Genomic DNA, 21,743 nt, shown 5'->3' with positions numbered 1-21,743 from the left:
CGTGTTGCCCGGACGGGTCGCGGTGGGCCTCCGGCGCGCTGGGCGCTGACGGCGGGCGCTGTGCTGACGGTGCCGCATCTGCTCTCCTGGCGGCGTCGGCACGGCGCGGCCGTGGTGGGCCCGGTGGGGTGGGCGGGCCTGGCCGCCGCCGGGGACGCGGCCCGTTCGTTGGGGACGTGGTGGGGCATGGCCAGGGCCGGTTCGCTGGCCCCGTTGGTCCCCCGTCCCAGGCCGCCGGTGCTGGCCAAGCGGGGGTCCATCCAGGTGGCGGGGGATGCCGGTAATTCCTGGCGTAAGCAGGAGTCGACCTCGCTCGTTAGCAAGCGTTAACAATGGTTACTCATAGTCATGGAACTGGAGGTGGGGGTGGGGCTGTCGATGTTTTGGGGCGGCGGAGTTTATGCCCGCGGCTAACGCTCTCGGGAAGCTTCCTTGACCCTGGGTGCCCCCGAGGGTGTGAGTGTTTCGTGCGTGTTGCGAATCGGGGTCGACTTCGCCGAAAAGGGTCTAGGCATGGTAAACGACGTTTACCCGTTCGATCCTTAAGGAGTACATCAGTGCAGGCCAGCGCGGTGTGATTACGCAATGCTGTTGATAGGTTGCAGATAGTGTAATCTTGACAATGGGGTCAGTGGTTGCTGCCCAAATTGCCACCGTTGTCCTTTCTTGATGTGTCAGTTACCGGCAAGTGTCTAGTGATCCCGCAGACTCTTGGCATTCCGGTCACGGATCGTGAGCGGAAAGTACGTGTGTTTCGACAGTCACTGGGAGTAATCCTCATGGTGGCGGAGACCGTTAGCAGTCCTGGGTTGAGGCCACCCGGGTGCGGCGGTCCCCTGTCCGCCTCGGGACGTTCCTCAGTAACTGCGACTCGCAACCACATATCGAGCGCTGGGTTCGGCTGTTGAGGTTCGGAGATAGTTTTGGGCAAGTTCCTGGCCAGGCGGCTGCTGAACTACGTCGTGCTGATTTTTCTCGCGACGAGTTTCGCCTACATGCTCGCGGCCACCAACCTGATGCCGCGCGAGTACTTCGAGCAGATGCAGCCGCCGCCGGATCCGGAGTACGTCAACGCCCAGCTCGACAGCCTCAACCTCAATGACCAGACGCCGCTGATCGAGCGCTACCTCACCTGGTTGGGCGGGCTCTTCGTCGGTGACTTCGGCCAGACCGTCCAGGGCGGTGACGTCACCAGCGAAATGCTCATGAAGGCCGGTGTCACCCTCCGCCTGATCACGGTGGCCACCATCATCGGCAGTGCCATGGGCATCGCCATCGGCGCCTACGCCGCCGTGCGCCAGTACCGCGCCTTCGACAAGGCCGCCACCGGCGCCTCCTTCTTCGTGCTGTCGATCCCCACCGTCGTCATCGCGATCGTCATCCAGGTCCTCGCCGTGGCCGTCAACGAAGCCCTCGGCTTCCAGTTCCTCAGGTACTCGGGCGAGTACACGGCCGGCATCCAAGGCGCATGGTGGGAACTCGTCCTCAACCGCGTCTACCACGCGTTCCTGCCCACACTCGTGCTCGCGTTGACGCTGTTCGCCGCCTTCGCCCGCTACCAGCGCAACATGATGCTGGACGTCCTGGGCGCCGACTTCGTACGCACCGCGATGGCCAAGGGGCTCACCCGGCGCAAGGCCCTGTTCAAACACGCCCTGCGCACCGCGATGATCCCCACCATCACCTACTTCACGTTCACCTTCGGCATGCTGGTCTCCGGTGCGACCTTCACCGAGAAGATCTACGGCTGGCACGGCATGGGTGCCTGGCTGATCGACTCCATCGCCCGACAGGACGTCCACGTGGTCGCGGCCGTCTCCTGGTTCATGGCGGTCACCATCATGACGGCGTCCTTCCTCTCGGACATCCTCTACGCCTGGCTCGACCCGAGAGTGCGGGTGTGACGATGACCGATCCCCGCCACCACCTCACCGTCACGTCCCTCCCGCGCGAATCCGCGGCCGCCACGCTGGAGACCACGCCATGAGCCAGTCCGACACCACACCGGAGACCACGCAGCCACCGGCCGTGCCCCCGGCACCCAACCGGCTCAGAGACATCGGGCGCCAACTGCTCGCGACCCGACGCGTCATCGTCGGTTTCGTGATGATCGGCCTGCTGGCGGCCCTGGCCTTCCTCGGCCCGCTCATCAGCCCTTGGGAGGTCGGTGAACGCGACTACCTCGCCATGCTCGACGGCCCCTCGCCCGAGCACTGGTTCGGCACCAACCGCACCGGCCAGGACATCTTCACCCAGTCCACCGCGGGTCTGCAGAAGTCACTGCTCATCGGCCTGTTGGTCGCGGCCATCTCCACGGGTGTCGCCGCGATCGTCGGCGCCTTCGCGGGCTACTTCGGCGGGATGTCCGACCGGGCCCTGATGTGGATCGCCGACCTTGCCCTGGTCCTGCCCAGCTTCGTCATCCTGGCGATCCTGTCGAGGCACTTCGTCGGCCAGGGCGGCTGGCTGATCCTGGTCATCCTGCTGGCGGCGTTCAGCTGGATGGTCACCTCGAAGATGGTGCGCGGAATGACGATCTCACTCCGCGAACGCGAGTACATCCACGCCGCCCGCTTCATGGGCGTGCCCCCCTACAAGATCATCCTGCGCCACATCCTGCCGAACATGTCGTCGCTGCTCATCGCGGACGCGACGATCATGGTCAGCACGGCGATCATCGGCGAGACCGCGCTCAGCTACTTCGGTCTGGGCGTCCAGGCTCCGGACATCAGCCTCGGTGTCGTCATCGCCGACGGCTCCTCCTTCGCGACCACCGCACCGTGGGTGTTCCTGTTCCCCACAGTCCTGCTGGTGGCGCTCGTGCTCGCCGTGAACATGATCGGGGACGGGCTGCGCGACGCCCTCGACCCGTCGTCCAAGTCGCGCCGGTCCTAGGGGGTACACACATGACTATCGACACCACCGCGGAGGGCCAGACCGTGCGCAGTGAGCGGCCTGATCAGGCCCCCGTCCTGGAGGTCACCGACCTCACCGTCACCTTCCGGGGCTTCGGCAACAACCCCGACGTCAAGGCGGTCCGCGGCGTCAGTTACACGGTCAGCAGGGGCGAGGTCCTGGGCATCGTGGGCGAGTCCGGCTCCGGCAAGTCCGTTTCGTCCATGGCCGCCATGGGCCTGTTGCCCGACCACGCCCGGATCACCGGCTCCGTGCGCCTGCACGGCGAGGAGATCCTCGGCATGCGCGACAAGGACATGGCCCGCAAACGCGGCAAGGTCATCTCCATGGTCTTCCAGGACCCGCTGTCCGGGCTCACCCCCGTCTACACCGTCGGCGACCAGCTGGCCGAGGCCGTCCTGGTCCACGACCCCAAGGCAGGCAAGGCCAAGGCCCGACAGCGCGCCGTCGAGCTCCTCGACCTCGTGGGCATCCCCAACCCCGAGCACCGCTACCGGTCCTTTCCGCACGAGTTCTCCGGGGGCATGCGCCAGCGCGTCATGATCGCGATGGCGATGGCCAACAACCCCGACGTGATCATCTGCGACGAGCCCACCACCGCCCTGGACGTCACCATCCAGGCGCAGGTCCTCGACCTGCTGCGCACCGCCCAGCGCGAGACCGGCGCAGCCATCGTCATGATCACCCACGACCTCGGTGTGGTCGCGGGCTTCGTCGACCGCCTCCTGGTCATGTACGCGGGCCGCCCCGTGGAGATCGGCAGCGTCGACGAGATCTACTACCGCAGCCGGATGCCCTACACCATGGGCCTGCTCGGCGCCGTACCCCGCATGGACCTGGAGCGCCAGGGCGCCCTCGTCCCCATCAAGGGCAACCCGCCGTCCCTGACCGATCTGCCGCCCGGCTGCACGTTCGCGCCGCGCTGCCCCATCGCGCAGCCCGAGTGCGAGCTGGCCGAGCCCGCCCTTCTGGCCATCGGGTCCCAGCCCTCCGCCGCCGAGATCCAGCACGGGGCCAAGGCCGAAGGCGAACCCAGCGACGAGGTCCACGACACCGGGGTCCAGCGGGCGGCGTGCATCCGCTCCGGCGAGATCGACACCAACGACTGGACCGCCCAGGACATCTACCCCCTCCCGGACATCCCCGACGTCCCGGCGGCGTCGACGCGCCGCGAGGACCGGGCGGAGATGCTCCGGGTCGAGGACATCATCAAGCACCACCCGCTGATGAAGGGCGCCGTCCTCAAGCGCCGTGTCGGTACCGTGTACGCGGTCGACGGCCTCGACTTCGACATCCGGGAGGGCGAGACCCTGGCCCTGGTCGGCGAGTCCGGGTGCGGAAAGTCCTCCACCCTCATGGAGATCCTCGGCCTGGACAAACCCCAGCGGGGGACCCTCGAGGTCATGGGCAAGAACGCGGCCACACTCACCAAGGCCGAGCGGTTCAATCTGCGCCGCGACATGCAGATCGTGTTCCAGGACCCGATGAGCTCGCTCGACCCGCGCATGCCGGTCTTCGACATCATCGCCGAGCCCCTGCGCACCCACCGCGTCCCGGCGCCGGAGGTCACCCAGCGCGTCTACGAGCTGATCGACCTCGTCGGGCTCAACATCGAACACGCCACGCGCTTCCCCGCCGAGTTCTCCGGCGGGCAGCGCCAGCGGATCGGTATCGCCCGGGCCCTGGCCCTGGAACCGAAACTGCTGGTGCTCGACGAGCCGGTGTCCGCCTTGGACGTGTCCATCCAGGCCGGCGTGGTCAACCTGTTGGAGGAGCTCCAGGCCCGCCTGGGCCTCTCCTACCTGTTCGTGGCGCACGACCTTTCCGTGGTCCGGCACATCGCCGACCGCGTGGCCGTCATGTACCTCGGACGGATCGTGGAGATCGGCGACACCCAGTCGATCTACACCAACCCGGCACATCCCTACACCCAGGCGTTGCTGTCCGCCATCCCGATCCCCGACCCGGAGAAGGAACGCGCACGCACGCACATCGTCTTGGACGGTGACCTGCCCAGCCCCGCAAACCCGCCCTCGGGTTGCAGGTTCCGGACCAGGTGCCAGAAGTTCATCACGCTCTCGGAGTCCGACCAGGAGCAGTGCATGAGCGTCGAGCCACAGATCCTGCCCACCAACGGTGGAGACCAGGGTGCTGCTTGCCACTTCGCGGAACGGCAGGAGGTCCTCTAGCAGGTCGGTGGTTCGTGACGGCACAGGCCAGTGCCACCCCGCGCACTGGCTGACACATCACAGGAGGAAGATCCCCATGCGAATCGGGAAGGCGCGGTTTCTCGCCCCCGCCGCAGCTCTGGTGTTGGTGGCCAGTGCGTGCAGTAGCGACGACGACGGAAACGACCAGGAAGCGGCCCAGGAGGCCGTCTCGGATCTCCCGCCGGAGGACCTCAACCCGGCCGACCGCGACGACCTCCAAGAAGGCGGCGACTTCGTCTGGGCCATCACCGAGTACGAAGACCAGCACAACATGGCCCATGTCCAGGGCAACAAGGCCGACGTGCGCCGGGTCATCGCAGCGACCATGCCCTCGGCCAGCGACTACACCGTCGACGGCGACTTCATGCCCAAGGAGGAGTACGTCCTCGACTACGACGTCAGCGACGACGGGCTCGAGGTCTCCTATGAGCTGAACCCGGACGCGGTCTGGTCCGACGGCGAGCCCATCACGTGGGAGGACTACGAGGCCAACGCCCTCACGCGCGGCGGCCACCGCGACGGCGAGTACGAGCTCGGCTCCACGATCGGCTACGAGCGCATCGACGAGGTCGTCCAGGGCGACGACGAGTACTCGTTCACCCTCATGATGGACGAGCCCTTCGGTGACTGGCCGACCCTGTTCTCCGAGCTGTACCCGGCGGAGTACATGGAGGACGAGGAGATGTTCGCGGAGGACTACTACCGCGACCTCCCCGTCACCGCGGGCCCGTTCGGCGACGCGGAGTTCGACGAGACCGCCCAGCGCGTCACCATCGAGAAGGACGAGGACTGGTGGGGTACCGAGCCCAAGCTCGACCGCATCATCTTCGACGCCATGGACAGCGCCGCCATGCCGGGCGCCTACGACAACGGTGAGATCGACGGCTTCTACCTCGGCTACGACGCCGCCGGCTACGAGCTCCTGAAGGACCGGGAGGGCGACGGCGCCTACTTCACCGCCGGCGTCAACCACGGCCACCGGTTCGTGAGCCTCAACGGCTCCAGCCCGCGGCTGGAGGACGTCCGCGTCCGCCAGGCCATCGCCCTGACCATCGACCGCGACGTCATGGCCGAGGTCGCCCTCGGTGCCGTGGACTGGCCCATCACCGGTGAGGTCAACCGCCTCCTGCGCTCCAGCCAGGACGGCTTCCAGGACAACAGTGGCGACCTGGGCTCGGTCGACATCGAGCGCGCCGAAGAGCTGCTCGACGAGGCCGGCTGGACCCTCGAAGAGGGCGAGGACGTCCGCACCGACGAGGACGGCGACACCCTCACCCTGAACTACGTCGCTGTCGAGGGCATGGACATCGCCCAGGACGAGGGCGACATGGCCCGCGACATGCTGTCCGAGGTCGGCATCGAGGTCGACGTCCAGCAGGTCCCGTCCAACTCGCTGTTCACCGAGTACATCACGCCCGGCAACTTCGAGATGGCCGCCTTCGTGCTCACCGGTTCCTCCCCGTACAACGGCCTCAGCGCTGGCAACTACGGCGGTCCGCTGGACGAGGACGGCGAGGACTGGGGCAACAACAACAGCCGCCACTCCACCCCGGAGATCAACGAGCTCTTCGACGAGATGGCCGAAGAGCCCGAGCTGGACCGCTACAACGAGATCGCCAACGAGATCGACGCCGCGCTGTGGGAAGAGGTCGTGACCATCCCGCTGTACGAGCGTCCCGGCCTGTGGGTCATGGACGAGGACCTGCACAACTGGGGTGAGTACGGCCTGGCCTCGGACTACGTGTACGAGGACATCGGCTGGGCCGCGGAGTAGTCACCCCCGGGTGAACCTGCTCCACCGGGCGCTACAGCAGGCGTCCGCGCCGACGCGGTGAGCGTCCGCGGAATGTGACAGCGAGGGCGTCGGCCCCCTTCGGGGGTCGGCGCCCTCCGCCGTCCCGCACCCGGACGGCGCGCCGCCGGGGCGCCGGATTATCGGCCTGCCGGGCCGCGGCGCCATCGGACCGTCGGAAAAGTGGGGCTGGCTGTGCCAGGGCTCTCCCCCCTCCTGAGAGAATCGGTGCCGTCCGACACCGCCCCCCTGCCCCGCTCGTTGGAAAGTTCCAGATGCGACCCCACCCTCTCGCCGCCGCATGTGCGGCGGTCCTGCTGTGCGCGGCCCTCACCGCCTGCTCCCGCGACGGCGGGGACCCCGACGAAGCCGCCGACCCCACGGCGGACGCCGCCGTGGAACCCGACCCCGGGGCGGACGAGGCCAGCCCGCCCCCGGAGGACGAGACCGACGAGGAGGAATGGCCCTTCGGTACCCCGGTCGGCTGGGTGGACCAGCCCTTGGCGGAGGAGTCCGTCGCCGAGGACGAAGACGGTGAGGACGCCGAGGATTCGGAAGCCGACTCGGAGGGGGACCCGGCGGACGAGGACCCCGATGGCGGCCCGGCCACCGAAGCCCCGGACGAGCAGGCCGACGGCGAGGACTCCGGGCCCGGCCTCACCGGAGGGGCCGAGGGCGAAACGGTGACCGCCACCGACGCCGGCGAACTCGCCGAGCACCTGTCCGCGGACGAGCCCTTGGTGGTGGAGGTCGAAGGCGGGATCGGCCTCGACGGCGACGTCCCGGTCGCCTCCGACAAGACCCTCGTCGGGGTCGGAGACGGCGCCGAGCTCACCGGCGGCGGCTTGGTGCTGGACGGTTCCAGCAACGTCATCCTCGCCAACCTGATCATGGAGACCGACGGCTCCGCGATCTCCGTCCTCGGCGGGGCCCACCACGTGTGGGTGGACGGATCCACGTTCTCCGGGGGAGAGGACGGCGCCCTGGTCTCCATGACCGACGGGGCCGACCACGTCACCCTGTCCTGGAACCACTTCACCGAAGCCGCCTCCGCGATCAGTGTCGGCGGCCGTGACGACGATCCCGGCGCGCTGCGGGTGACCGTGCACCACAACTACTTCGACGGCACCTCCGGGCGCCACCCCCGCGCCCGCAACGCCGAACACGTCCACGTGTTCAACAACTACTTCCGGGCCAACCCCGACTACGGGGTCGAGTCCGCCTACGGCTCGAACGTGCTGGTGGAGGGCAACTACTTCGAGGGCACCCCGTTGTCGGTCTCCTCCGAGGAGGACGACCCCGGCAACGTGGTCACCCGGGACAACCTGCTGGTGGACTCCGAACAGCCCGAGCTGCGCGGAAACGTCCCCGATCCGCCCTACGACTACGAGCTCGACGACACCGTCGACGTCCCCGACCTGGTGATGGAGCAGGCCGGTACCGACTAGACGGATTCGGACGGCTCCGGCCGACCACGGGATCGGGCCGGGCCGGGATCAGGCCGACAGCACGTGGTAGTCGAAGGTCTCGCCGGTGCCCTCGGGTGAGGTGTAGCTGAGTCTTCGGGGATGCCCCTCCTCGTCGACCCAGAGGTCGAACTCGGCGCCGGCGACGCGGGCCAGCGTGTTGCGGCCGGTCATCGTCTCGTAGCCGCCCTTCAGGGCCGAGAACGTCCCCGTGTACCGGTGGGTGGTGTGCTCGCTGCCGGAGATCCCCCTCGTGCTCTCCGGCAGCGTGATCTCCTCCGCCCCCACCAGCGCCAGGTCGTCCGCCGTGTCAGCCAGATCGTCCAAGGTGGCCAGGACGAAGTCCACCGAGCACAGGCGCCGGTCGGCCTCTGTCGGCTGGTCCAGCAGTGTCATCCCGGAGAGCCCTTTCTGGGCGGTCATCATGAACCCGGCCTCGGGCAGGTCGTAGCGGAAGACCCGTACCCCGGTGGCGGTCTTGTGGTGGTGTTCGAAGGCGGTGTCGGCTTCGGGCCCGTGGCGAGACCAACCGCTCCCGACCTCCCGACCGTCCTGGTACTGCGTGTAGCTGACGTGGAAGGCGGGGGCGGCACGCAGCTCTTGGGCGGCCAGTTCCAGGAACGCGTCCGCGTCCTCCGGGTCGACGTCTCCGGCGGTCAGCCGCGGTTCCTGTGCCCCGTGTGCCGAGTCCGCGGTCTCTCCGTTCTCCGCCGCGGCCTCCGGCCCACTGCCGCCCAGTGTCAGCCGGGCCACGCCCCAACCGCTGGCGATCACCGCGAGGCAGAGCAGGGTCACGGACAGGATCACCGGCCAGCTGGGCCGATCCGGTTCCGCGCCCTCCGGCTCCTTCCCGGTGGGCGGCATCGATGTCGTCACTGACAACCCCTCGATTCTGCGGCTCGTTGTGCGGGGGGTACCGCCTACGCGGGGTACGACGCGGTGACTCACTGCTCCGTTCGAGTGCCGCGCGCACATAATCTCCGCTGACGGTGACGAACCGGAGCGTGTACTCGAGGTGCGGTGAGTCCAGGGCGGGTCGGAGGAAGCCGAAGGTCTCCGTCTGCACGAGTCGGCGCAGCGCCTCGTCGGACGCGTGGTCCCAGAGGAGGCGCACGGCGACGCGGGCCGCCGCGGAGGTGCTGAAGGTGCGGCTGGAGAACAGTTCGACCAGCTCCTCGGCCCGGAGCCGGAGGATGGTCGCCTCCAGCACCTCCGAGTCCAGCAGCCCCAGAAGGGCCAGGGCGCAGTCCACCCGCCCCACCGGGTCCGGGGTGGGCAGGCACCGCCGGACGGTATCAGCCACATCCAAGGGGTCCGGGAGGGGACCCGCGTCCACCCCGGTGCCCTCACCGTCCGAACCCGGTTCCTGGCCGGTCTCGGCCGCCCCGGGGTCGACCGTGCGGTCCACCGCCGAGCGCAGGGACTCGGGCACGCGTGGCAGAGCCGTCGTCAGCGACGCCACCAGCGCCACCGCCAACAGGAGCAGGGCGGCGTACTCCAGCAGTGCCCCGCCCCGGTCCGAGGGCCCGGGTGCGCCCGGTTCGCGCCCCTTCCGCCCCATCCGGCGCCAGGTCATCACCGGTCCGTGCGCCATCGCCCCCTGCCCGTGTCCTGTCGACCCTTCTCCTCGTCCCGGTGCCTCCCTCCCGCGACCGGTCACTCCTCGCCCAGGCGCGGTGGCCGGTCCTCGAGGCGGCGCAGGGCGTCCAGTACCTGCTGCCGCTGCCCGGGTGATCCCTCCCAGCCGTGTTCGTTCAGTGCGGCCAGGATCCGGCGCAGGAACCCGGCCGGGCGGGTACGGAGGTCGTACACCCCGATGGCCAGTACCGTCCATCCCGCCTCCGCCATGGCGGCGTACCGCAGCCGGTCGCGGGCGCGCTCGTGGCGCGCGGAGTGGTGCTCGGCGCTGACGCGGGCCACGGCCACCCGGTATTGCGGCCACCCGAGGTCGGCGTGCAGAAGCCCTTGCGCGCTGGGGACCGGGCACTGCGGTTGGGCCCGGGGCAGGCCCGCCTCGTACAGCAGGACCCGGGCCCAGCTCTCGGCCGGTGACTGGCTGCGCGGATCGGCCAGGCGCAGCGCGCGCGGCATCTGGCGCTGCCGGCTCCGGGGATGGTTCAGCACGGCCGCCAAGAGCTCGGCCCGGCTGGTCAACCGCAGGGACAGGAAACGGTCCAGGGCCGCGGTCGCCGTGTACAGCGAGGACGCACCCGCCGCCACGTCCAACGCGGTCCGGGGTGGGGTGGTGACCCGTACCCCCTGGACGAGGGTACGTGCGGAACAGGGGACGCGCTCGCGGTGCGGCCGGACCCCGTACCGGGCGGCCCCGGTGACCCCCGGAGGCACGGCCACGTGGAGCCGGTTGCGGGTCACCTCCGTCCCGTGGGGATGCAGGTCCACGCCCCAGACGTAGGCCGCGGTGCGCCCGAAGGCGACGGCGTCCGGCGACAGGTGGGCGAGCACGGGCCGCAGGGTGCGGAGCAGGAGGTCGTGGTCGGGCGGCAGCCCTGTGAGCGGGGAGCCGTGGGGCCGTGCCGCCTGTGCGGCCCGCGGGGTCTTCGGGGAAGGGGCGGGACGGGGGCGGGGGAAGAGAGGGGTGCAACCGGAGGGGGAGCCGTGGCTTCGCGTCATACTTCCAGGTTGGGCGCCCCGACCGGCCCGGACAAGACACCGCGAAAACCTGTGGATAACCCCGGGAACGACCTATCCGGCGGGGTTCTTCGAGGGCATCGGCGGATACCCGGCGGCGGCGCGCCCACCGCAGGCGCGCCCACCGCGAGGTCGGCTACCGGAAGGGCGGTGGGCCGACCGAGAGGTGGATGTGGTCCACGTGGTCCAGGGTCGGGTTGCCGTGATACGTGGCCGTTCGCCGGACCTCCATCCACGGGCCCGTGGCATCCCGGTTCGGGTTCCAGATGTGGTAGTCGTAAATGATCCCCTTGACCTGCATTTCCTGGTGGTTCTGGATGAGGAAGTCGATCACCTCGATGGCGGTCGCGTGCATCTCGGGCGTCGGGGTCGCACCGTAGTCCGCCATCATGTAGTCGACGGCCTCACCGAAGCCGTGATCGCTTTCGTCACCCGGCCGGTAGCCGCCCGCACTGATGTAGAAGCCGGGGAACTCCTCGTTGAGGACCCCGTGTGCGGCGCACATGGCGGGGTGCAGGCCGCCGAGGGAGTCGCAGTCGACGACCGGGCCACCGCCGAACACGACGTCCGGGTCGAAGCGGTACTGGCCCTCCTGGTCGATGAGGTGCACGTCGAAGAACTCCGAGGCCTGCTCGGCGTCGGTGACGGGTGCGCCGTCGCAGACCAGGCCGTCGTCGTCGCGGCCGCAGTCGGTGGACATCTCGATCATCGCGATGGCTTCGGCGTCGCCGACCACGGCGGACCCGTCCACGTCGTCCTCGTCCTCGCAGACCACGTCGTTCCAGTGGCGGGAACCGTCCTCCTCCAGCTCCTTCTGACAGAGCGCACCCCGGATCTCGACCCGGACGATGTTGCCGGACCGGCCCATGACGTTGTCACTGGCGCGGATGTCGGTGAGCACGGCGCCGTTCTCGCGCGCGTAGGTCTCGGCGCGGCTCTCGGCGATCTCCTCGTCGTACCGGGGCATGGGGAAGACGCCCGTGGAGAGCTGGTCGGCGGCCTCGTCCCGGAGGGCGCCCACCGCGGCCAGCGCGGCCGCGTCCGCGGCGGTCTGCGCCTGCGAGCGCATGTCGTTGGCGGCCCCCACTCTGACGAACAGCACGGTGAGCGCGAGGAGGCCGAGGGTCAGCCCGAAGAGGAGGAGGATGTTCGCTTGTCCGTCGTCGCGGCGGCCCTGGAGTTGACGTCTACGTGCCGTGTGGGGGGAGCTCCGTCGCATGGTGGTCCGGGGGTCTCGCAGGGGGTGTTGGGGGTGGGGGAGGGGGTGCAGAGTCCTGCCGGGCGCAGCTTAACCCGGGCGGGTTCTGAGGTATAGGCCCGGGTTTTTCACCTGTGGACAGGGGGCGGGGTTATCCCAGGTGGCGCCGGAGGCGCGGCTGACCGCGTGACCACAGTTGGCCACGGACCGACCACCGTTGGCCACCGTCAGCGGCGCGAGCAGGGTGCGCTGTCGGAGGAGCGGAGCGGGGACGGGGTGTCCCGGAGCTCAGGGGCGCAGGGGGGACTGGCTGAGGATCCGGGCGATCTCCTGGGCCGCCGCGCGGGCGGCGCGGAGGTTGGTGGCCTGGGCGGCGACGAGTTCGAGCCGGTCCAGGCGGGCCGCGCGGGTCGGGCAGCGGCGCCGCTCGACGAACACCCCCCAGCGGCGCAGGAACATGAGTACCGGTTCGGTGTCCCGCCCGTGGACGGCGAGGTCCTGGGCGATCCGGTACTGGGAGTCGAAGGTCGCGAGCGAGGCGGGGGCGAGGTCGCGCACGGCGGCGCGGAGGGCGGACGGGTCGGCGGCGGGCTCTGGGCTCAGCTGACTCACCTCTTCCGTGTGGCGTGGAAAGAGCATGCGCCGTCCGGTCAGGTCAGACAAGCGGGCTCTCCGTCACCTGTGGACAACGTGCTGCTGAGGGGCGGTGGAATGAACTAATCTTCGGGATTTACGGCCTTTTCGTTAGGGGAGCGTGCGTGGGTCCGACGAGTACGGTCCGCTTCGACGGGGTCGTCCGCCGTTACGACGCCCACCACGTGATCGGGCCCTTCGACCTCACCGTCGAGGCGGGGCGCTGCGCAGCCCTGGTCGGCGCGAACGGCTGCGGCAAGTCCACGATGCTCCGTATCGCCGCGGGCACCGAACACCCCGACGAGGGCGGCATCGAGGTCCTGGGCGGTGCCCCCGCACAGAACTCACCGGCTTTCCGCAGCCGGGTCTTCGTCCTCGACGAGGTCTCCTACTTCCCCGACCTCACCGTCCGCGAGCACCTCGAGCTCGTCGCGGTCGGCCACGGCCACGGAGAGGGCGCCGCCGACCGGGTCGGCGACGCCCTCGACCGCTGCCGCTTGGGGAACCACGCCGACCTCAACCCGCGCAAGCTCAGCCGCGGGCTGCAGCAGCTCATGTCGATCGCCGCGATGCTCCTCACTCCCCGCCTGGAGCTCATCGTCCTGGACGAGCCCGAGCGTCACTTGGACACCAACGCCAAGGAGTGGTTCGCCGGGTTCCTCGCGGACCGCAAGGCCGAAGGCGTGTGTCTGCTGCTCGCCACCCACCACCGCCCGTTCGTCGACGCGCTCGCCGACCAGGTGCACGACTTCGACGCCGAGAGCCACCCGTCGTGAGGCCGGTCGACCGCTCCGCGTCCCGAGCTCCGGACGGTTCTCCGTCCCAGGACAGCGCCCGGACCACCGCCCTGGTGGCGCGCCTGCTGCGTGCCCACCGCCGCGCCGCCCTGCGCCGCAACAGCGGCGACGCGGCCTATACCGGCTACCTGGTGGTGTTCATCGGGGCGCTGACGGTGCCTCCGGCGGTCATCGCGATGGTCGAGGTGGTCGCCGAACCGGGGCTCCTCGACCCGTGGCCCGCCCACCGTTTCACCGTGGTCGTCCCGCTGCTGCTGTCCGGGCTCCTGGGCTTGCTGTGGTTCTCCGCGCGGGAGGGCACGGTACGAGGCCCCGTGCAGGTCAGCGCCCCGGTCATCGACTGGGTGCTGTCCCTGCCGGTGGACCGTGCCCGGTTCCTCACCTCCGCGCTGCTGCGGTCCGCTGCTCTGCGCGCGGCGGTCGGGGCCGTGCTCGGCCCGTTGACCCTGGTGCTGCTGTGGCGCACGGTGCTGCCGATGCCTTCCTCGGAGGGGAGTGCGTGGGCTCTGCTCGCACAGGCCGGACTGGCCGGTGCGCTGGTGGGACCGGCGAGTACCGCGTGCGGTGCCCTGGTCGTCGCCCACGGCAGCCGAGCCCTCCGGGCGCTGCGTCCTTGGCACGCGCTCGTCCACATAGTGCTGCTCGGCGCGGCCGCCCTGATCTGGATCCTTCCCCTTCCGGTGCCGCCGCTCCGGCTCTGGTCCTGGGGCGGGTCGGCCCTGCTGGCCGCGGGAACCCTGTGGTTGTTCGGGCGCGCCTGGCGCTCCCTCGACCTCGTCGAACCCGTCTCCCTGCGTGAGCGGGGCACGACCGCCTCCGGTCTGCGATCCGGCCTCTGGCTCAGTGACCCGAGCTGGTTCCAGGTCGCCGTCACCGAACGGATGGACCGCGCTGACCAGGACACCGGACCCGTCAGAGGGGCCATCACCCGTGGCCGCGGACCGGAGCGCGGCTCCGGGCCGCGATTCCGGCTCCGGCCCCCGCGCAGGGCCCGCTACCTGGTCCTGTGGCGGGACCTGCTCGGCATGGTTCGCACGCCCTACCCAGTGCTGCGCGGCTGCCTGCTTACCGGGGTCGCGCTGGCGCTGGTCCGGGAGGACGCGGAGTTGTCGGGTGCGGCAGCGGCCGGTTGGATCGCGGCCCCGACGGTGCTGCTGTACCTTGCCGCCACGCAACTGCTGGCCGGTGCCCGCATGGACGTGGCCGACCCGCGCCGTATCCGCTACCTGCCGCCCACCCAGTCCTTCGGCACCATCGCCCTGATGCACGGTGTGCTGCCGTTGGCCTCGCTCCTTGTGGTGGCCGGCGCCGCGGTGCCGCTCCTCGTGCTCGGCGGGGCGGCCCCGCCCGAGGCGGGGATGCTGCTCCTCGCCCTGCCCGCGACCGTCGCGGGCGCTCTGGTGGGGGTGTACCGGGGGTACATGCCCGACGAACTGGCCTTGGGTGTCGAGACCCCCATGGGGAACACCGCGCCGCTCCAGATGGCTGCGTGGCACCTGTCCGGACTGCTGGGGCTGCTCGTGGTGACCGCACCGGTGGTGCTGGGTACGGGGCTCGGTTGGGGACCCGGTGTGGTTCTGGGCCTGTGGTGGCTCGACGTGCTGTGGGTCGTGGCCGGCACCGGGTGGCTGGTGCGGTGGGCGCGCAAACGGGCCCGGGCCAGCCTCAGTGCCTGATACGGGTGGGCGGCGGGCGGCCGGGGGCGCCCGACCACCCGCCGAGCACGGTCTAGAACAGGGTCGACCAGTAGCTCCAGAAGGCCTGGCCCACGGCGCCGACCACGGCCAGGGCCCACAGCGTGAGGACCACGGTGTGGTTGCGGGCCAGCACACCGAGGGGGCGGCGCAGGGCGGCCGCGACCGGGAGGTGGCCGGTACGGAGGTTGTGCAGCGTGACGTACCAGAAGATCGGGACCGTCACCGCCCACACCACCATGCAGTACGGGCACAGCGTGCTGATCCGGTAGAGGCTCTGGAAGATCAGCCAGTGCACGAACACCGCGCCGAACAGGGTGCCCGCCTGCAGTCCCAGCCAGAACCACGGCCGGAACCCCGAGCCCGGCCCCGAGCCCGATCCCGTACCGGTCCTGGCCAGGAGGGCCGCCGCCACTGCCAGGACCGCCGCGAAGCAGGCCACCCCGATAATCGGGTTCGGGATGCCGAAGACCTCGGCCTGCGGAGTCTCCATCACCGTGCCGCAGGCCAGCACCGGGTTGATGGTGCACGAGGGCACGTGGTCCGGGTCGGAGAGCATCTGGACCTTCTCCACCAGCAGTGCGGCGGAGGCGACCAACCCGATCAGCCCGCCGACCACCAGGACCCAGGGGAGTGCCCGGCTGATGACGGGGACCTCGGAACCCGGGGGAGAGCCGACCTCCCGTTCGGGGCTCAGCGCTCCCGGGCTCATCCGTCCGTCTCCTCGGAGCTTTCGGCCTCGGAGTCCTCGCCCTCGTCACTGTCGGCGTCGCCGCCTCCGGCGTCCTCGGTCCCCTCGGAGTCCGCGGAACCCTCTTCCAGCTCGCTGTCGATCATGTGCGAGAGCTGCTCGTAGCTGGGCATGCTCGGCGCGAGGCGGCCGTTCACGTAGATGGTCGGCGTGCCCTCGACCCCGGCGGTCGCACCGTCGTCGAGGTCGGCCTGCACCCGCTCCTGCGTTTCGGCGGACTCCATGGTGTCGACGAACTCGTCCATGTCCAGGCCCAGGTCATCGGCGAAGCCGGCGAACACCTCACTCTGGTCCTCTTGGGCGCCGCCCCAGGATGCCTGGGTCTCGAGCACCTGCGAGTACATCTCCTCGAAGGCGCCCTGCTGGGCGGCGGCCTCGACGGCGGCCGCCGCGGGTTCGGCGTTGAGGTGCCCGGGGAGCGGGAAGTACCGGATGACGGTGTTGATCTCGCCGTCGTAGTCGTCGCGGATCTGCTCCATGACGGGGTACTGCTGGGCGCAGGCCCCGCACTCGAAGTCGAGGAACTCGACGACGGTCACCGCGGCGTCGTCCACCTCGTCCAGGTGGTGGCTGTCCTCGCGGACCAGCACGTCGGTCGGGACGGTGGGCAGGTCCTCCATGTCGGTCGTGGCGTCGGCGTCCGCGGCCGGGGCGCCGTCGCCGTTGCCGTCGGTGCTGTAGGCGAGCAGCGCGATCCCCACGACGGCGACGAGGATGAGGCTGATGGTGATGGCCAGGTTCTTGCTCATGTGGATTCCCTGTGTTCCAGGAGGTTTTTCGGCACGGTTGACGAGCCCCGTCGCGGGGGAGCGGTGTGGGGCTCGGTCGTGCCTCTAGACCCGCTGGACGCAGAGGAGGGTGAGCAGCCCGTACCCGTGCGGTGCGGTGGGTTCGAGGTGGCCGAGGGCCGTCAGGGAGGGCCCGGCCCGCGGGACAACGGGGAGTGCGGCGGTCAGGGCGGAGCCGAGCGCCAGGAGCGGTTGGGCCGTGAGCAGGCCCTGCTCGCCGGGTGTCGGACAGGCGTGGACGACGCCCTGGCCCTCTTGGGTCTCTTGGCCCTCTTGGCCGCCCTGGCTCCCAAGGCCGTCCGGAGCCGCAGGCTCGGCGGCCTGTGCCGCGACCGCCTCCGGGTTCGCGAACCACTGCGCCGAAGCGACGCCGGGGTAGCAGAGGGCGCACAGGAAGCACAGCACGACAAGGGCGACCGAGGGCGCCGCGAGGGCCCTCAGACGCTTCTTGTCGGTGTGCGTGCTCATGGAACGAACTGTAGCGCTGGTTCGGGGGTGCTCTGCCTGGACCCCGGATGACCTGCCCTCCAGCCGTTCTCGCGGCCGCGCTGAGCCCGGTTCTGGAAAGTTAGTCCAGTGGTCTTGATTTCACTGATGGGCTGTGTGTCAATGGGGGCGTGACCAAATACCACGAGGTCCGGGACCTGCTCCTGGACCGCCTTGATGAGATGGGGGCGGGCGACCAGTTCCCCCCGGAGCGCGATCTCGCACAGGAGCTCGGCGTCTCACGCATGACGCTCCGCCGCGCGATCGACGAGCTCGTCACCCGTGGCGCCGTGCGCCGGCGGCACGGTTCCGGGGTCTTCGCCCTCGGCCCCAAACTGGACCAGTCCCTGATGGCCAGCTCCTTCACCGAGGATATGCGCGCACGGGGACTCCGCCCCGGCGCGCGCCCCTTGGCCTTCGAGGTCGCCCCCGTGGGCGCGCGGATCGGGCGGCACCTCCGGGTCGCGGAGACGGACGAGGTCGCCAAGGTCACCCGTCTGCGCCTGGCCGACGACGAGCCCATCGCCTTGGAAGAGCTCAATGTGCCGCGTCGGCTGATCCCGGACCTGAAGGCCGCCGACCTGGTGGACAGCTCCTTCTACGACCTGCTCAGGGAACGGTGCGGCATCGTGGTCGCCCGCAGCGTGCAGACCATCGAGCCCGCCTTCCTGGACGAGCGGGAGGCCCGGGACCTGGAGGTACCGGTCCACACGCCCGCGCTGTTGTTCGAGCGCACTTCGTGGAGCGTCGACGACGTGCCCATCGAGTTCGTGCGCTCGGTCTACCGCGGCGACCGCTACAAGATCCGCACCGAGCTGACCGTGCCCGCGGTACCTGCCGGGGCACCGGTATGACCACCGCCGGTCCGGTACCGGGAGCCCTAGGGCGACGCGGAGCAGGGTATGTGTCCGCCGAACATGCCCTAACCTCGGCGGACCAGCGGTGACCCCCGGGGGTTCGGGCCGTGCCCCTCGTCTCGGCGCTGACCGCACCGGCCGCGGCCCGGCCTCCGACTCCGCCTGCTCCGGCACAGCCCGCACCCCGGCACCGACGGCCACCCTCGCGCCTGCCTCTGTCGCAGCGGCGCCGGGGCGGATCTCCGGTGGCCCCTGCGCGGGACCCCTGGAGCCGGAAAACCCTCCCCCGGTGGTCGGTCGGCCCGTTCGGCGCGGACCACCGGCCACGGCCCCATGCGTCCACCGGTGCCCTTCGTTGCCGACCCCTCCTGTCCAACTGCGCCCCGGCGCCCCGACCCTGTCCCGCCCTGTCAACCCCACTCCCCGGATCACACCCCCCACAACAGTCCGCACAACCGCACCACCCCTCCCGCCCTCCTGACTCGCACTAAGGAGACAAGACATGCAGACCCTCGATCTTGTGGTGATCGTGGTCTATCTGGCTGCCACAGCCTGGCTGGGTCTCAGACTCAGCGGTCGCCAGACCGGCCTGAAGGACTACTTCCTCGGTAGCAGGAACATGCCCTGGTGGGCGGTGAGCCTCTCGGTGGTCGCCACCGAGACCAGCGCCCTCACCGTCATCGGAATCCCGGTGATGAGCTACCTCGGCGACATCTCCTACCTCCAGCTCGGGCTCGGCTACATCATCGGCCGCGTGTTCGTGGCGTTCTTCATGCTCCCGAGGTACTACGACGGTGAGATGGTCACCGCCTACGCCTACCTGGGCAAGCGGTTCGGCCAGAGCACCCAGACCACCGCCGGTGTGACGTTCCTGTTCACCCGCCTGCTGGCCGACGGCATCCGCGTCCTGGCCGCCGCGATCCCCCTGAAGATCATCCTCGACTCGATCGGCCTGGAAGCCAGCTACTTCACCATCATCGTGGTGCTCGTGGCGGTGACCATCGTCTACACCTTCGTCGGCGGCATCAAGGCCGTGGTGTGGCTCGACGTCTTCCAGATGTTCCTCTACGTGGGCGGCGGGATCCTCTCGATCTTCGTCATCATGTCCGCAACCGGCGGCGGCTGGTTCGTCGACGCCTTCGACGCGGGCAAGATGAACATGTTCATCTTCGAGGGCAACCCGATCTCCGCTGAGGGCACCTTCATCGCCTCGCTGATCGGCGGTGCGGTCTTCGCCATGGCCTCGCACGGCTCCGACCAGCTCATCGTGCAGCGCCTGCTGACCTGCCGGTCGAAGATCGAAGCGCAGAAGGCGCTCATCTGGTCCGGCATCCTGGTGTTCATCCAGTTCGCGATCTTCCTGCTGGTCGGCCTGGCGCTGTGGGCCTACTACGAGCACGCTTCGCCGGACGCCCTGGGCCTGACCCGTGACGACGAGATCTTCCCGCTGTTCATCATCGAGGGACTGCCGCAGGGCATCACCGGGCTGCTGTTCGCGGGCATCCTCGCGGCCGCGATGTCCACCATCTCCTCCTCGCTCTCCGCGCTGGCGTCCTCGACCGTCAGCGACGTCTACGGTCGCCTCAAGAAGACACCGGTGACGGACGAGCAGGGCCTGCGCGTGGGCCGGTGGGCCACCATCGGCTGGGGTCTGGCCTTCATCGCCCCGGCGACGGTGTTCCAGTCGGACGAGGGCAACATCGTCATCCTCGCCCTCGGCGTCGCGGGAATCACCTACGGCGGTCTGCTCGGGGCCTTCATCTTCGGTATCGCGAACAAGCGGGCCCGCGCCGCGGACGTCAACATCGCGTTCATCGCCGCCATCGCCGTGAACGGCTTCTTCTTCGTCATGGAGAAGTACGTCACCGGCGAGATCTGGGTCGCCTGGCAGTGGTACCCGCTGATGGGTGTGATCGTGACCTTCGTGATCGGCGGACTCCTGGCCCTGCGGCACCCGGCCCCGACCGAAGAGGAGCAGACCCCGGCCGCCGAGCAGTAGGCCCACCCACCCCCGGGCCCGATCACGGGCTCGATCACGGGCCTGGCCGCGGGACCGTCCGCGGCCGGGCCCGTTCGACCGTCACCACCATGGAAAGTACAGAGAAGATGACAGGCGCTATCCCACCGACGGACGCCGACGCGCGGCGGCGCTCCCTGCCGCCGACCGAGCAGCGCAACCCGCGCAGCCAGAACCTGGACGACCTCGACTCCCTCCAGGTGCTGCAGCTGCTCAACGCGGAGGACCGGGTGGCCGTCGACGCCGCTGCCGCCGCCCTACCCGGCCTGGCACCGGTGGTCGACACCGCCGCCGACCGCCTGCGCCGCGGGGGGACCGTGCACTACTTCGGGGCCGGCACCTCCGGGCGCCTGGGTGTCCTAGACGCCAGCGAGCTCATGCCCACCTTCAACCTGGAGCCCGGGCGGGTAGTCGGCCACATCGCCGGTGGCGAGCAGGCGCTGGTCAGCGCGGTGGAGAACGCGGAGGACTCCGAGGAGGACGGGCGCCGCGCCGCCGCCGGGCTGGGCGCCGACGACGTCGCGATCGGCCTGGCCGCCAGCGGTTCCACCCCGTACGTGGGCGGTGCCCTGGAGGCCGCTGGCGCCGCCGGGGCGTACACCGTGCTCATCTCCAGCAACCCGGAGGCCCCGCTGGCCAAGTACGCCGACAGCAACCTCGTGCTGGACACGGGCGCGGAAGCGGTCACCGGCTCCACCCGGATGAAGGCGGGGACCGCGCAGAAGCTGGTGCTCAACGGGTTCTCCACGGCCTTGATGATCGCCACGGGGCACACCTGGCAGAACCTGATGGTCTCGGTGGTGGCCACCAACAGCAAGCTGCGCGAGCGGACCGTGCACATCCTGTGCGAGGCGGCCGACCTGAGCGAGCCAGCGGCCCGGGAGCTGCTCCAGCGCACCGGCGGCGACCTCAAGGCCGCGATCGTCTCGTCCCTGAGCGGAGTCTCGCCCCAGCAGGCCCGGAACCTGCTGGAAGAGCACTCCGGTTCGGTACGCGACACACTCGCCGGTGTGCACGGTACGGGCAACGGGGCCCGCCCATGACGGGGCGGGACCAGGACCCCGGGAGCACGTTCGCCCGCGGGACCGTGCTCGGCATCGACGTCGGCGGCTCCGGCAGCCGGATCGCGGTGGCGCCCGCCGACCTCGGCGACCACCGGGAGACCGGTGGTCACGAGGGCGGCGACCGGGAGTGCGGGCGCTGGGAGCTGTCCGGGCCCCGCGTCCAGATCGGCTCCGGCGGCAGCGATGTGCCACGGGTAGTCCTCGACCTGGTCAAACGCGCCGCCGACGCCTGGCCGGAGCAGATGGCCGGGGTCCGCGGCGCGGGCATCGGGGCGACCGGTCTGGCCTCCCTGGTGGACGATCCCGCCGCGCTCGTCGCCCTGGCCGCCGAAGAGGTCGGGGTCCCGGCGGCCGCGGCCATCGACGCGGTCACCGCCCACCTCGGGGCGCTCGCGGGCGGGGGCGGGGCCATCGTCGCCCGCGGC

Annotated in this window: 17 protein-coding genes and 2 pseudogenes; 12 read left to right on the top strand and 7 right to left on the bottom strand. The window is 70.1% G+C overall.

The window, feature by feature from the left end:
• The 6 genes and pseudogenes from ACYVD1_RS31980 to ACYVD1_RS31955 form a co-directional block, all read left to right on the top strand.
• Positions 1-330: pseudogene (locus tag ACYVD1_RS31980) on the top strand (family 2 glycosyl transferase); the annotation flags it as partial.
• 593 nt (positions 331-923) lie between these two features.
• Entirely contained in the window at positions 924-1,904 is a 981-nt protein-coding gene (locus ACYVD1_RS31975) for an ABC transporter permease (RefSeq protein ID WP_460778197.1), read from the top strand.
• Between the two features lie 79 nt (positions 1,905-1,983).
• Positions 1,984-2,895: an ABC transporter permease gene (locus ACYVD1_RS31970; RefSeq protein WP_460778196.1), complete on the top strand. Its 912-nt coding sequence runs from the start codon at positions 1,984-1,986 to the stop codon at positions 2,893-2,895.
• An 11-nt stretch (positions 2,896-2,906) separates the two neighbouring features.
• Positions 2,907-5,105: a dipeptide ABC transporter ATP-binding protein gene (locus tag ACYVD1_RS31965; RefSeq protein WP_460778195.1), complete on the top strand. Its 2,199-nt coding sequence runs from the start codon at positions 2,907-2,909 to the stop codon at positions 5,103-5,105.
• A 76-nt stretch (positions 5,106-5,181) separates the two neighbouring features.
• Positions 5,182-6,900 carry an ABC transporter family substrate-binding protein gene (locus ACYVD1_RS31960; RefSeq protein ID WP_460778194.1) on the top strand — a complete coding sequence of 573 codons (1,719 nt, stop codon included), beginning with the start codon at positions 5,182-5,184 and terminating at the stop codon, positions 6,898-6,900.
• A gap of 293 nt (positions 6,901-7,193) precedes the next feature.
• Positions 7,194-8,366, top strand: coding sequence for a pectate lyase family protein (locus ACYVD1_RS31955; protein WP_460778193.1), 1,173 nt, complete (start codon positions 7,194-7,196; stop codon positions 8,364-8,366).
• 48 nt (positions 8,367-8,414) lie between these two features.
• Here ACYVD1_RS31955 and ACYVD1_RS31950 read toward each other — a convergent pair whose 3' ends face one another.
• The 4 genes from ACYVD1_RS31950 to ACYVD1_RS31935 all read right to left on the bottom strand — a co-directional run bounded on the left by ACYVD1_RS31950 (position 8,415) and on the right by ACYVD1_RS31935 (position 12,894).
• Entirely contained in the window at positions 8,415-9,260 is an 846-nt protein-coding gene (locus tag ACYVD1_RS31950) for a hypothetical protein (RefSeq protein ID WP_460778198.1), read from the bottom strand.
• Between the two features lie 780 nt (positions 9,261-10,040).
• Entirely contained in the window at positions 10,041-11,015 is a 975-nt protein-coding gene (locus ACYVD1_RS31945) for a hypothetical protein (protein WP_460778192.1), read from the bottom strand.
• Positions 11,016-11,169: 154 nt separating this feature from the next.
• Positions 11,170-12,252 carry a pilus assembly protein TadG-related protein gene (locus tag ACYVD1_RS31940; RefSeq protein WP_460778191.1) on the bottom strand — a complete coding sequence of 361 codons (1,083 nt, stop codon included), beginning with the start codon at positions 12,250-12,252 and terminating at the stop codon, positions 11,170-11,172.
• 267 nt (positions 12,253-12,519) lie between these two features.
• Positions 12,520-12,894, bottom strand: coding sequence for a DUF6247 family protein (locus ACYVD1_RS31935; RefSeq protein ID WP_460778190.1), 375 nt, complete (start codon positions 12,892-12,894; stop codon positions 12,520-12,522).
• 95 nt (positions 12,895-12,989) lie between these two features.
• Here ACYVD1_RS31935 and ACYVD1_RS31930 point away from each other — a divergent pair, with 95 nt between their 5' ends.
• Together ACYVD1_RS31930 and ACYVD1_RS31925 are read left to right on the top strand one after the other, a co-directional pair.
• Positions 12,990-13,640: an ATP-binding cassette domain-containing protein gene (locus tag ACYVD1_RS31930; RefSeq protein WP_460778189.1), complete on the top strand. Its 651-nt coding sequence runs from the start codon at positions 12,990-12,992 to the stop codon at positions 13,638-13,640.
• The gene (locus ACYVD1_RS31925) at positions 13,637-15,337 is read left to right on the top strand and encodes a hypothetical protein (protein WP_460778188.1); all 1,701 of its coding nucleotides are present in this window, start codon (positions 13,637-13,639) and stop codon (positions 15,335-15,337) included. The genes ACYVD1_RS31930 and ACYVD1_RS31925 overlap by 4 nt, the downstream gene beginning before the upstream one ends.
• Before the next feature lie 52 nt (positions 15,338-15,389).
• Here ACYVD1_RS31925 and ACYVD1_RS31920 read toward each other — a convergent pair whose 3' ends face one another.
• The 3 genes from ACYVD1_RS31920 to ACYVD1_RS31910 form a co-directional block, all read right to left on the bottom strand.
• Positions 15,390-16,067 carry a vitamin K epoxide reductase family protein gene (locus ACYVD1_RS31920; RefSeq protein WP_460778187.1) on the bottom strand — a complete coding sequence of 226 codons (678 nt, stop codon included), beginning with the start codon at positions 16,065-16,067 and terminating at the stop codon, positions 15,390-15,392.
• A complete protein-coding gene (locus tag ACYVD1_RS31915) occupies positions 16,064-16,855 on the bottom strand; it encodes a DsbA family protein (RefSeq protein ID WP_460778186.1) in 792 nt (263 codons plus the stop codon). Before ACYVD1_RS31915 ends, ACYVD1_RS31920 begins: the two co-directional genes overlap by 4 nt.
• A gap of 84 nt (positions 16,856-16,939) precedes the next feature.
• Positions 16,940-17,362, bottom strand: coding sequence for a hypothetical protein (locus ACYVD1_RS31910; protein ID WP_460778185.1), 423 nt, complete (start codon positions 17,360-17,362; stop codon positions 16,940-16,942).
• Positions 17,363-17,511: 149 nt separating this feature from the next.
• Here ACYVD1_RS31910 and ACYVD1_RS31905 point away from each other — a divergent pair, with 149 nt between their 5' ends.
• From ACYVD1_RS31905 to ACYVD1_RS31890, 4 genes and pseudogenes are all read left to right on the top strand, one after another.
• On the top strand, positions 17,512-18,234 hold the full coding sequence (locus ACYVD1_RS31905; protein WP_460778184.1) for a GntR family transcriptional regulator: 723 nt from the start codon (positions 17,512-17,514) through the stop codon (positions 18,232-18,234).
• A 505-nt stretch (positions 18,235-18,739) separates the two neighbouring features.
• Positions 18,740-20,236 carry a sodium:solute symporter gene (locus ACYVD1_RS31900; protein ID WP_460778183.1) on the top strand — a complete coding sequence of 499 codons (1,497 nt, stop codon included), beginning with the start codon at positions 18,740-18,742 and terminating at the stop codon, positions 20,234-20,236.
• An 89-nt stretch (positions 20,237-20,325) separates the two neighbouring features.
• Entirely contained in the window at positions 20,326-21,297 is a 972-nt protein-coding gene (gene murQ, locus ACYVD1_RS31895; RefSeq protein WP_460778182.1) for an N-acetylmuramic acid 6-phosphate etherase, read from the top strand.
• Positions 21,294-21,743 (top strand): annotated as a pseudogene (locus tag ACYVD1_RS31890) (hypothetical protein); the annotation flags it as partial. The gene murQ and the pseudogene ACYVD1_RS31890, both read left to right, overlap by 4 nt.

The organism is Nocardiopsis nanhaiensis (assembly GCF_054778635.1).
The sequence above is the reverse complement of the archived record's forward strand: the minus strand, read 5'-3'. Positions and strand labels throughout refer to the sequence as shown.